Source organism: Streptomyces sp. SID5785 (genome assembly GCF_009870065.1).
Classification (GTDB): Bacteria; Actinomycetota; Actinomycetes; order Streptomycetales; family Streptomycetaceae; genus Streptomyces.
The window spans coordinates 1-11,627 of sequence record NZ_WWIA01000209.1; the positions used below are offsets into that span (position 1 = coordinate 1).

9 protein-coding genes are annotated in these 11,627 nt (G+C 74.1%); 3 read left to right on the forward strand and 6 right to left on the reverse strand.

Annotation, left to right across the window (positions count from 1 at the left end):
- Window positions 1-750 (reverse strand): FUSC family membrane protein (locus GTW43_RS06405; protein ID WP_343245920.1); only part of this gene is annotated, 750 nt, incomplete at its 3' end.
- Window positions 751-873: 123 nt separating this feature from the next.
- Window positions 874-1,980 carry a DUF2786 domain-containing protein gene (locus tag GTW43_RS06410; protein ID WP_161300649.1) on the reverse strand — a complete coding sequence of 369 codons (1,107 nt, stop codon included), beginning with the start codon at window positions 1,978-1,980 and terminating at the stop codon, window positions 874-876.
- A gap of 111 nt (window positions 1,981-2,091) precedes the next feature.
- Here GTW43_RS06410 and GTW43_RS06415 point away from each other — a divergent pair, with 111 nt between their 5' ends.
- Together GTW43_RS06415 and GTW43_RS06420 are read left to right on the forward strand one after the other, a co-directional pair.
- Complete coding sequence (locus GTW43_RS06415; protein WP_161300650.1) at window positions 2,092-3,780, forward strand: bifunctional 3'-5' exonuclease/DNA polymerase; 1,689 nt, start codon at window positions 2,092-2,094, stop codon at window positions 3,778-3,780.
- Window positions 3,781-3,992: 212 nt separating this feature from the next.
- Window positions 3,993-4,655, forward strand: a complete 663-nt coding sequence (locus GTW43_RS06420; protein WP_161300651.1) for a hypothetical protein — start codon at window positions 3,993-3,995, stop codon at window positions 4,653-4,655.
- A 115-nt stretch (window positions 4,656-4,770) separates the two neighbouring features.
- Here the strand turns inward: GTW43_RS06420 and GTW43_RS06425 are convergent, their stop codons facing one another.
- Window positions 4,771-5,751 (reverse strand): LysR substrate-binding domain-containing protein, encoded by a 981-nt coding sequence (locus tag GTW43_RS06425; protein WP_343245921.1) that lies wholly within the window; start codon window positions 5,749-5,751, stop codon window positions 4,771-4,773.
- A 132-nt stretch (window positions 5,752-5,883) separates the two neighbouring features.
- Between GTW43_RS06425 and GTW43_RS06430 the strand changes: the two genes are divergently transcribed.
- Window positions 5,884-6,987, forward strand: coding sequence for a putative sulfate exporter family transporter (locus tag GTW43_RS06430; RefSeq protein ID WP_161300653.1), 1,104 nt, complete (start codon window positions 5,884-5,886; stop codon window positions 6,985-6,987).
- Window positions 6,988-7,091: 104 nt separating this feature from the next.
- Here the strand turns inward: GTW43_RS06430 and GTW43_RS06435 are convergent, their stop codons facing one another.
- From GTW43_RS06435 to GTW43_RS06445, 3 genes are read right to left on the reverse strand one after another with little or no spacing between them, the layout of a single operon-like run.
- The gene (locus GTW43_RS06435) at window positions 7,092-8,123 is read right to left on the reverse strand and encodes a DMT family transporter (RefSeq protein ID WP_161300654.1); all 1,032 of its coding nucleotides are present in this window, start codon (window positions 8,121-8,123) and stop codon (window positions 7,092-7,094) included.
- Window positions 8,124-8,179: 56 nt separating this feature from the next.
- Complete coding sequence (locus tag GTW43_RS06440) at window positions 8,180-9,766, reverse strand: class I adenylate-forming enzyme family protein (protein WP_161300655.1); 1,587 nt, start codon at window positions 9,764-9,766, stop codon at window positions 8,180-8,182.
- A gap of 5 nt (window positions 9,767-9,771) precedes the next feature.
- Window positions 9,772-11,361 (reverse strand): arginine decarboxylase, encoded by a 1,590-nt coding sequence (locus tag GTW43_RS06445; protein ID WP_161300656.1) that lies wholly within the window; start codon window positions 11,359-11,361, stop codon window positions 9,772-9,774.
- Window positions 11,362-11,627 lie beyond the last annotated feature (266 nt).

The following is an 11,627-nucleotide window of genomic DNA, read 5'->3' on the forward strand; positions in this document are numbered from 1 at the left end:
GGCGCCGACCGCCGGGTCCGCGAGCGAGGCGAGGACGGGGCGGATCCGCTCGGCGAGCCCGCGCGTGCCGCGCAGCTGGGCGGGCCGGGTCCGGGCCTGGCGCGGGGTGAGCGCGGCGGCGCTGCGGGCCAGCATCAGCGGCTCGGGGTCGAAGGGGGCGACGGGGTCGTGGCGCAGCCTGCGCGCGTAGTCGGCCTCCGCGGCGAGCGCGTCGGCCAGGGCGTCGCGCTGCGCGCCCCAGCGCCGCACCGGGAAGAGGAACACCAGGGCCGCCTGGACCAGCCCGCCGACCACCATCATCGCGGCGTGCGCGGCCGCCTCGGCGACGGAGGTGGGCAGGGTGATGGTGACCAGCATCATCGCGACGTTCGACGACGCGATCAGGCCGATCGTGGGCCCCGCGGCCCAGGCCAGGCCCGCCACGAACGTCCACACCGCGAGCAGCGGCAGGAACAGCGGCAGATGCGAACCGGTCAGGTAGCCGGCGAACGTGGAGATGCCGAGGCTCGCCCCCGACGCGAAGGCCAGCTCGGGGCGCGGCCGCCAGCTGCGCTGGAACGTGGCGATGGCCGCCTGGAACGCACCGAACGCCGACCCGGCCGCCACCACGGGCCCGAACAGCCACAGGCTCATCGCGATGACGATCGCGAGCCCGGCGGCACCGCGCACCGCGATCAGCGGCTCGAGTCGCTTGCGCTCGACGCTCAGCCCCGAGCGCGTGGTGTCCTTCAGCGCCCGGAACCAGCTCACCTCGCCAGAATATGCACGAAAGCGGACTTTCCCGATTCCAGCGGGTTCGAGAGCCTTCTCGGGAGGGACGGGAGGGAGAGCCGGACGGAGCGAGAGGGTGCGGGCCGGCTCGCCCGGCCCGCTTCAGGAGAGCCGCGACCGGTCCGCCGCGGAGCGCCCCTCGTGCCAGCCCGCCTCGTCCGAGACCCCGCGCATGCGCGTCGTCACCGTCTGCGGGAACAGCTCCCTGGTGCGCCCGGCCACCGCCACCTCGCGCGCCGCGAGCACCGGGAGCAGCTCGCCCCGCTCCTCCGTCACCTCACCCGCCACCGCCGCGAGCCGGTCGCCGATCCGCTGCGCGTACGCGGCCAGGAACGACTGCCGGAACGACTTCGTACGCTTGCGGCCGCCCGCCCGCTGCTCCGCCTCGGCCCGCGTCATCGCCGCCGTGGCCTGCACGAGCAGCGACGTGTGGAGCAGCTCGACGGCCTCCAGGTCCGACGCGAAGCCGACGACCGTCGAGAAGCCGAACGTGCCGTTCCACACCGCCTCGCAGCGGTTCGCCCCGGCGACCGCCGCCAGCAGCACCGCCTTCGCCGTCTCGTAGGGCGCGTCGACGCCGATCCGGCAGGCCGAGGGCGCGTCCTTCGCGCGCGTACGGGACGCGAGCAGCGCCTCGTCGACCGAGTGCCGGGCCATCAGCTCCTGCGCCTTCGCCGACAGCGCCTCGGCCTCGGGCGGGTACCCGGTCGCCTCCGCCTTCGCGAGCAGGGCCCTGATCCGGGCCAGGGCGCGCGGCTCACCGGCCACGGGCACCGTCAGCGCCTCGCCGGGCACCGGACCGGCCGGTTCGAGCGCGGGCAGCCGCAGCAGCAGCCGGTACAGCTCCAGGGCCGTCGTCGCGGCCGAGAACCGGTCGGTGCGCGGGGCGCCGCCGTCCCCGGGCAGGGCGTCCAGCTGGGCGGCCCAGCGCGGCGGCAGCACGTCGTAGCGCCCGGTCTCCGCGCGGATCAGCCGCGCCACGAGACGGACGTGCGGTGCGTCGTGCGCCGTCTCGCGCACCACCGCGCGCAGCAGGTCGGCGGGCTGCCAGCCGCGCTCCCACGCGCGGCGCACGAGCTCCTGGCCGCGCAGGGCGAGTTCCGTGTCGGACGCCGGGTCGGCCGCGAGGAGGGAGGCGCCCGTGTCGACGTCGCCGTCGGTTCCGTACAGAGCCGTGGCGAAGGCGCGATCGACGGTGCCTTCACTCATGCCGTGTCTCCGTCTCCTCGTCCCGTGGTGTGCCGTCCCCGATGATCCCAGGGCGGGGCCGCGGGCGCGGTGCCGGGCGGGATTGTCAGTGGCCGGTGTGAGACTCGCTGCATGACCGGACCGGCCGGACGCTGGGCGCTCGCTCCCACCGAGTCCGGCGGCGCGGACCTCGCGCCGCTGGGCGACGACGGGCTGCCCGCGGGGCCCGTCGTGCGGGAGCCCGACCTGGCCGCGGCCGTGCGGTCGCGGCCGGACGTCACGCGCTGGGTCTGGCGCGACACCCACGCCGTGTACCCGGCGCTGCTGGCCGCCGGCGTCCGCGTCGAGCGCTGCTACGACATCGAGGCCGCGGAGAATCTGCTGCTCGGGCGCGAGGGCCGGCACGGAGAGCCCCGTTCCGCGGCCGCCGCCTTGGCCCGGCTGCACCACGCACCGGTGCCCACGGACCCGCCACCGCGCATGGCAGCGCCCGGCTCCCAGTCCTCCCTCTTCGAGCCCCGCCCGCCGGTGGTCATCCCGCTGGCCGGGCTCCTCGAGGTGTACGCGGAGCAGCAGCGCCGGCACGCGGCGGCCACCCACCCGGACCGGATGCGGCTCCTGACGGCCTCGGAGTCGGCCGGGATGCTCGTCGCCGCCGAGATGCACGCCGCGGGCCTGCCCTGGCGGGCCGACGTGCACCGCGCCGTCCTGCACGAGCTGCTCGGCGAGCGGTACGCGGGCGGCGGCGAGCCGCGCCGCCTGGCCGAGCTGGCGGACGAGGTGTCGGCCGCGTTCGGCAGACGGGTGCGCCCGGATCTGCCCGCGGACGTGGTGCGGGCGTTCGGTGCGGCGGGCATCAGGATCACGTCGACGCGGCGCTGGGCGATCGAGTCGCTCGACCATCCGGCCGTCGCCCCGCTGCTCGCGTACAAGACCCTGTACCGGATCTACACGGCGCACGGCTGGTCGTGGCTGCAGGACTGGGTGCGCGACGGCCGGTTCCGCCCCGAGTACCTGCCCGGCGGCACCGTCTCCGGCCGCTGGACGACCAACGGCGGCGGTGCGCTCCAGATCCCCAAGGTCATCCGGCGCGCGGTCGTCGCCGACCCGGGCTGGCGGCTCGTCGTGGCCGACGCGGCGCAGATGGAGCCGCGCGTGCTCGCCGCGATCTCGCGGGACCCCGCCTTCATGGAGGTCTCCTCCCGCCCCGGCGACCTGTACCAGGCGATCTCGGACCGCGCGTTCTCCGGCGACCGCGACCGGGCCAAGATCGCCGTCCTCGGTGCCATGTACGGGCAGACCTCGGGCGACGGCCTGAAGAACCTGGCCCTGCTGCGCCGCCGCTTCCCGCGCGCCGTCGCGTACGTCGACGACGCGGCCCGGGCCGGCGAGGAGGGGCGCCTCGTGCGCACCTGGCTGGGGCGCACCTGCCCGCCCGCGGTGACCGGCGACGCCGCCGACGCGCAGGAGGCCGGGCTGCCGCAGGACGACACCCCGGACCCGGCGTACGGCCACGCCTCCTCGACCGACTCCCGCGCCCGCGGGCGCTTCACGCGCAACTTCGTGGTCCAGGGCAGCGCCGCCGACTGGGCCCTGCTGCTCCTCGCCGCGCTCCGCTCCGACCTGGCCGCGCTCCGCGCCGAGCTGGTCTTCTTCCAGCACGACGAGGTGATCGTGCACTGCCCCGAGGAGGAGGTCGAGCGGGTCACCGAGGCGATCGACCGGGCGGCGGCGACGGCGGGCCGCCTGACGTTCGGGGAGACGCCGGTGCGGTTTCCGTTCACGGTGGCGGCGGTGGAGTGCTACGCGGATGCCAAGTAGGGGGTGGCGCGGGCGGGCATGTGCCGGGCGGCGCTGTGGACATGGGGCGGGCGGGCACGTGGTGGGCGCCGCGGGCCGGGTAGCGGATTCGTCACGTCCGTCACAGAGCAGAATCCGCGCAACCGGCGGCACGGGCGGCGGCATCCTCACCGGTGTCCCCGATCATGCAGGGGCCGCGGCTGCGCCGCACGGCCCGGAGGAGAGTGACGACCATGACCGTGCCCGGTTCCCGTACCGCCCCCGCCCGCCGCACCGCCCGCGCGGCCGCCGCCGCCCTGGTCACGGGGCTGATCGTGCTCGGCGCGAGCGCCTGTGGCCCGGAGGACGGGCAGACGGACGAGGCCGCGTCGAGCCCGTCCCCGGCCGCCTCGTCGCCCTCCTCGTCGTCCTCGGGATCGGCGTCGGCGGAACCCAGCGCCGCCCCCTCGGACGGCTCCTCCGACGGCACGTCGGACGGCGCCTCGGCCGACTACGAACACGTCTGCGGCGACGGCGCCCTGCCGGGCGGACTCTCCGCCGAACAGCGCGACATGCTGACCCTCGTGGACCACTACAAGGACGCGATGGACGACGAGGACACCGCCCGCGGCAAGCAGCAGCGCGAGGAACTCGTCCGCAACGGCGTCGCCCCCGCCTACCTCGGCACCTTCCGCGCCTGGGAGCAGGAGCACTCCGCCGACGGCATCTTCCGCAAGCCCGTGGGCACGTCGCCGCAGTGCTGGGACGTCGTCGCACCGCCCGCGATCGGCGGCAAGAAGACGATCGTCCTCAACTACCACTGGTTCGAGGACAACGACGCCCGCGTCGTGTTCCAGCTCGACAAGGTGCGCGACGGCGGCACGGTGTTCCTGAAGGTCACCGACTCGCCGCTCTGACGGCCCGCTCTGACGGCCACCCGGGCGCCTCCCCGGTCACCTCTCCGGTGGCCTCTCCGGTGGCCTCTCCGGTGGCCTCTCCGAGGCGGGCGGGCCGGCCGTGGCCACCGGGACGTCACGCCGACCGGGCCACCCCGAGCAACCGCAGGGCCGCCTCCGGCAGTTCGTGCCCCTTGAGCCACACCGCGTGCAGCAGCCGGCGCAACGGGACCGCCGGGTCGACCTCCACCTCGACCAGCCGCCCGTGGTCCACGTCCTCGTGCACGGCCAGCGCGGAGAGCACCGCGGGGGCCAGGCCCCGGGCCGCGGCGCTGCGCAGGGGCGACGTCGAGCCCAGTTCGAGCACCGGCACGGCCACGCCGTCGTACGGGCGCAGCGCCTTCTCCAGGGTCTCGCGGCTGCCGGAGCCGGGCTCGCGCAACAGCAGCGGGGTGTCGGCGAGTTCGCGGCCGCTCAGCGGGCGGCGCCGCCGCGACCAGGGATGGCCGGGCGCCACGACCACGGCCAGCCGGTCCCGGCCGACGACGGTGCGGTGCAGATCGTCCGGAACCCAGGGCCCCTCGACGAACCCGAGGTCACAACTCCCGCGGCGCAGCGCCTCGATGACCCCGGAACTGTTGGTGACGGTGAGCCCGACCTGCGTACCCGGAGCCTCCTCGCGCAGGGCGACCAGCCAGCCCGGCATCAGTTCCTCGGCGATGGTGAGGCTCGCGGTCACATGGAGCCGGTGGTCCTGCCGGGAACGCAGCGCGGCCGCGCCCTCGACGAGCGCCTCGGCCTGCTCGAGCAGCGAGCGCGCCCAGTCGCCGACCACGGCACCGGCCGGGGTCAGCCGGGACCCCGAGGTGGAACGGTCGAGCAGGCGCAGCCCCAGCCGCCGCTCCAGCGTGCGCATGCGGGCGCTGGCGGAGGGCTGACTGATGCGCAGCCGCGCGGCGGCCCGGCCGAGGCTCCCGGTCTCGGCGACGCTGACCAGCAAGTGGAGGGCGTGCAGATCGGGCAGCGGACGCGGACCGGCGTCACCACCGCCCGCCCCGCCACTGCCACCACTGCCACCACTGCCGCTACCGCCGCCGGGCTCTCCCTCCGCGCTCACCACCGCACTCCTCCTGCCCTCACCTGACCCGGAACGGGTCATAGCCGAACCCACACCCCATAGCCGAACTCTATGACCTCCTCACAAGATCGCGTCTAGTCGGCGCCACGGACCCGGCGCAGGCTGGGAGCCATGGTTCTCATCGGCCCCTCGCGCCGCACGTCAGCGCCCCGCAGCGCCCCCCGCGCCACCGCCGTCGCCGTACCCGGAGCGCACCTCGCGCCGGGCCTGGCGCTCGCGGCCGCCGGCGTCGCGGCGGCCTACGGGGTGCACGCGCTGGTGCCGGCCGTCCCGACACTCACCGCAGCCGTCGTGCTCGGTGTCGTCGCCGCGCACCTGCCGGGGGCGGCGCCGCTGGTACGGGGCGTGGGCCGACCGGGGCTGTCGATGGCGGGCAAGCGGCTGATGCGGCTCGGCATCGTGCTGCTCGGCCTCAAACTGAGCCTCGGCGACGTGGTGGGCCTGGGCTGGCAGGCCCTCCTGATGGTGGCCGGGGTCGTCCTCATCACGTTCTTCGGGACGCAGTGGCTGGGCCGCCGGCTCGGCCTGTCGGACGACCGGTCGCTGCTCGTGGCCACGGGGTACGCCATCTGCGGCGCCTCCGCGATCGGCGCGGTCAGCGGCGCCCTCGGCAAGGACGCCGACGACGAGCAGCACGAGGCGGAGGTCGCGTCGTCGATCGCCCTGGTCACCCTGTGCGGCACGCTCGCCATCGCGGTCCTGCCCCTGCTGCGGGGCCCGCTCGGCCTGGACCCCACGGAGTTCGGCCGCTGGGTCGGCGCCGGCGTCCACGACGTCGGCCAGGTCGTCGCCACGGCCCAGACCGCCGGGCCGCAGGCCCTGACCGAGGCCGTCCTGGTCAAGCTGATCCGCGTCGCGATGCTGGCCCCGCTGGTCGCCGGGGTCGCCCTGGCCCGCCGCCGCTCCCGCCAGGCGCCCACGGACCCCGCGGCGCCCTCGGAGAAGACGGCGCGTCCGGCGCTCTTCCCCCTCTTCGTCGCGGGCTTCCTCGCGATGGTCGCCCTGCGCACGACGGGCCTGCTCGGCACGGCGACCCTGAACGCCGCGGACTCCGCCCAGGAACTCCTCCTCGCCGCCGCCCTGTTCGGCCTCGGCACCGCGGTCCACCTCCCGACCCTGTCCCGCTCGGGCGGCGCCCGCACGGCCCTGCTGGGCCTCGCCTCCTGGATCCTGGTCGCGGGGGCGGCGTACGGCGGGGTCCTGCTGACGGGATGACGGGCGCCCGCGGGACCACGCGGTCACACCGGTACGGCCGCCACGGGCAGAGTGCCCCGTGACGGCCGTACCGGTGTGTGGTGCGGCGTGTCAGCCGCGGTGCGTCAGCGGGTCTCCCCCACCAGCACCGGCTGCTCCGGGTTGGTCGGTGCGGCGTCCACCGGCTTGTCGGCCGCGGCCTTCGCAGCCGCCTCCGCCGCCGCCTTGCGGGCGGCGACCCGGCGCAGGTACACGTTGTTGAGCACCAGGGCGAGCGCGGTCAGGGCGGCGCCGACCACCTGCATGCCCGCCGGGATCACGCCGGTCAGCGCGGAGATGATGAACGCCGTCACCGGAACGACGTCCATGAAGAGGACACCGTTGAGCGGGCCGAGGTACTTGTTGCCGAAGTTCCAGCCGAGCACGCCGACGAAGCCCGCGATGATGCTCATGTAGGCCAGCTCGGGAAGGACCGTGACCACGGCGTCGCCGCTCGGCACGGGAACCCCGCCGGTGGCGAGGATGACGGCCGTGATGACGGTGGCGCTCACCAGGCCGAGAGCCGTGGTGACGGCCGTGTACTTGATCGGCGACCAGGTCGGGAAGTACGAGGCGCCCGAGGTGTAGATGACCCAGCACAGCGCGGCGAAGAGCAGCAGGGCGTCCGGGCCGAGGTCCGACGCGTGCGAGAACAGCGAGGTCAGGCTGCCGTCGGAGACCACCAGGAGGACGCCGACGAAGGACATGCCGATGAACGCCAGCGCACCCTTCGGCGGAACGACCTTGCGCAGGACCCAGTTCACCAGGAAGCCCATCATCGGCATCGTGGCCATCATGATCGACGCGTTCAGGGCGCCCCGGGCCCCGATGAGGTCCTGCCCGAAGAACACCAGGAACTGGAATCCGGCGAAGCCCGCCGTCCCGAACAGCCAGGCGAGGCCGATCCGTTCGCCCTTGAGCCGGAAACCGGCCGTGCCCTCGCGCACCCGGAGGAAGACCAGGAACATCGCCCCGGCGATCGCGTACCGCATGCAGGTGAAGGTGAAGGGGTCGATGTGCTTCAGGGTGACGTCCATGAGGGGGAACATCGCGCCCCAGGACACGGTGGCCAGGAGGCACAGCAGCACGCCTCGGCCGTAGTTCTTCTGCTCGTTCATGACTCTTCCTGTCGGGGTGGGGGACATCGGATGCGGAGCGCTGCGGGGTGCAGCGGTCACGCGGGGACGGGTTCCGCGAGGCGGGCGGCGGCCTCGGCGAGGACGGACGGCAGCACCGTCCGGAGCAGGTGCCCGGCGCGCACCTTGCCGGTCGGGCTGTACGGGATGGCGTCGACGGCGATCACATACGCGGGCAGACACGGCACGCGCCGCGCGCAGGAGGCGGCGACCGCACGCCGCCCCGTCTCCAGCCGCTCGGCGGAGACCGGCGCGAACGGCACGATCAGGACCTCCTCGCCCGAGTCCTGCAGCCTGGTGCGCAGCACGGCTGTCTCGCGGACGCAGGGCAGGTCCATCAGGTCGTTCTCCAGGCCGAAGATGTTGACGTCGAGCGGCTTGCCCTCGACCGCCCTGGAGACGCCGTCGTTGCGTCCCGTGAGTTCGAGACGGCCGGCTTCGTCGATGAACCCGCTGTCCCCGGTCAGCAGGAACCGCTGGGTGCGTCCGCCGTGGTCGAGGTCGAGGAACTCGGGCTCGGCCGAGGCGTAGGAGTCCATCAGCTGGTAGCTGGCGATCGCCACGCGTCCCCGGGTGCCCTTGGGCACGGGGCGGTTGTCCGGGTCGAGGACCGCGACGGTGTTGCCGGGCATCGGGCGGCCCGACCGGCACGGCGCCACGTGCAGCTCCTCGGGCCCGATCATGACGTTCACGCCGGTCTCGGTCGTGCCGTAGTACAGGTGCAGGACCGGGCCGAGGCGGTCCCACGTGTTGTTGACGACCCAGCGGTTGAGGTGGCGGCCCCCCGAGAGCACGAAGTGCAGCCGGGACGTCTTGTGCAGGTGCTCGGACGCCGGGTGTGCGACCACGCGCTTGAGGACCGGCGGGACCATGAGCGTGGTGGACACACCCTCGTCCTGGATCAGCCGGATCAGCGCGTCCGTGTCGTCGTACGGGCCGAGGACGACGGTTCCTCCCAGGGCGAGGAAGATCCGCGCCCAGCCCGGTCCCGAGGCGTGGTAGAGCGGCACCGTCACCAGGTGGACGTCATCCTCGTCGAAGGAGTACTGGTCCACGAGATCGGCGAAGCGGCGCGCCTCGAACGAGGCCCGTCGGATCACCAGCTTGGGCACGCCGCTGGTGCCGGAGGTGAAGGAGAACGCCTCGAAGGGCTGCTCCACCGGCTTCGGTTCACCCGGCCGGCTCCGGAGCAGGTCCGTGAAGCCGACGCCCACGCGGTCGTCCGGATCGGTGCCGTCCAGCCGGATGTCGAGCAGCTCCCGGCCCTCGGGCCAGCCCGCCTCGGTCAGCGCGGCGCGCTGCTGCCCACTGCTGATCACCACGGTCGGGCGCAGCTGCTCCAGCGCGCCGGCGATCGCCTCAGGACCGGAGGTGTAGTCGAGCCCGACGCACGGGATGCCGAGGGAGGACACCGCCGCCATGGCGACGACGAGCTCCCAGCGGTTCTCCGCGACGAAGACGGCGCGGGCTGGTCGTATGTCGGGCAGCCGCTCCTCGATCGCGGTGGCCACTCTGACCACCTTGTCGGCGAGGCTGGCCCAGGTCAGGCGGACCTCCCCGTCGACAAGGGCCACATGTCCGGAGCGGTGCTCCGCGTGCTTGCGCAGATCCGTGAGCTTGATCATTGCTGTCACTTCCTTCCGGCGGAAACGGGAACGGCAGGTGCGGAAACGGGTACGGCGGGTGAGGCGGGGACGGCCGGCCCGGCGGGCACCCCGTAGGCGGCCGTGGACGATCCGGGCTGGTGCAGCGTGTAGATCTCGCAGCCGCTGGAGCGCAGTGCGTCGATCTCGCCGAGGGTCCGGTCGCACAGGCGCTCGCCCGGCACGGTGATCGGGATGCCCGGCGGGTACGCGATGATGAAGTGGTCCGAACTGCCCTGTCTCAGCGCCTCGGACGTGACGCGGTACGTGCGCTGGATGGTGCGCAGCGCGTCGAGGAGCCGGAGCAGCGTGGCCTCGTCGACACCGATGTGGACGTGGAAGAGCACGGCGTCGCCGCTCTCCCGCGCCACGTAGAGGGCGTACTCGTCGAAGAGGATGCGGCGGAAGTCGGCCGCGGCCATGCCCAGCGCGCTGATGTCCACGAGCACCCGCGTCGGGTCGTCGCTGACCAGCAGAGCGGGATCGGCCAGGTGGCCTTCCGGCCCGAGGGTCCGGTAGGCCGACAGACGCGGGTCGGTGTCGAGTTCGGTGCGCAGGGCGCGGGCCAGGTTCAAGGACCGGTCCAGCAGCTGCTCGCCCTCGGTCTCGGCCTGCCGCCGGGCCAGATCCAGGCTCGCGAGCACCGGCCAGCTGGGCGACGTGGTGTGGTGCTGGAACAGCGCCCCCGCGGTGCGCTCCTGCACCTCGCCGTCGCCGATCAGGTGCAGGTACGAGCCCTGCCGCAGAGCCGACATCGACTTGTGCGCCGAGTGCGTGACGGCGACGTTCGGCGGATGGGGGTCCCCGGCGCGGCGCAGGCTCTCCACGGCGTGCAGCGCGGTGAGTCTGCGCAGCTCGGGGTGGTAGCGGTGCATGGCGCCCCAGGCCTCGTCGACCAGCACCGACACCCCGGGGTGCGCGGCGGCCAGTTCGGCGAGCACGGTGGGCAGGTCGTAGCGGACTCCGTCGTACGACACCGCGGACAGGACGACGGTGTCGTAGGGCCGGCCCTTGTCCACCGCCGCGCGGAACGTCGCGAGCAGGCCCGGCAGGTCACCGAAGCTGCGGGGGCAGTCGTCACAGCACTTCTGCATCGCGGCGTAGGTCACGTCCACGGCGAGGGTGTTGAGCACGAAATGCACCGACTGGTGGCAGCTGCGGTCCGCCAGAACGCGGCCGCCCGGCCGGGTCAACGCCGTGAGGGCGACCCGGTTGGCCGTGCTGGTGCCGGTCGACAGGAAGAACGTCGCATCGGCGCCGAAGCTCTCCGCGGCCAGCCGCTGGGCCTCGCGGAGCGGGCCGCGCGGCCGGAAGAACGAGTCGAGCATCGTGCCGCTGTAGGACACGTCGGAGGCGAGTTGTGCCGCGCCGAACAGCGCCTCGTAGGACGCCCTGATCTGCGAGTCTCGGATCGACCGGCCGTGCGAGAGAGGAAGCGCGTGGAACGAGGCGATGTCCCGGCGGGCGACCGCCAGCACGGCATCGGCCAGCGGCGTCCTGCTCGCCCCGTGACTCCCGGGAGTCAGGGCCGGACGGCCCTCCCCCGGGTAAGGAGTGGAGCTGGTGGGTTCGGTCATGCACTCCATAAAACAGAACCTTCGCGAAGGTATGAAATTGCATCGAGAACCTTGATGAACGCCGCGCCGCCGAAGGAGGCGGGCCCCCGCGCACGTCCGCCCGGCGACCAGCACCGCCCTCCGGACCGCCCCGAGAACGAGCGCCGCCCGGAGGGCGGGCAGGGCGCCGACCGGACGTGCGCGACACGACCGCGCGGCACCCCTCCGAACACGGCAGCCGGACGGGCGCGACGGCCCTAGGGCCTGTCCGGCGGATCATGTCGCGG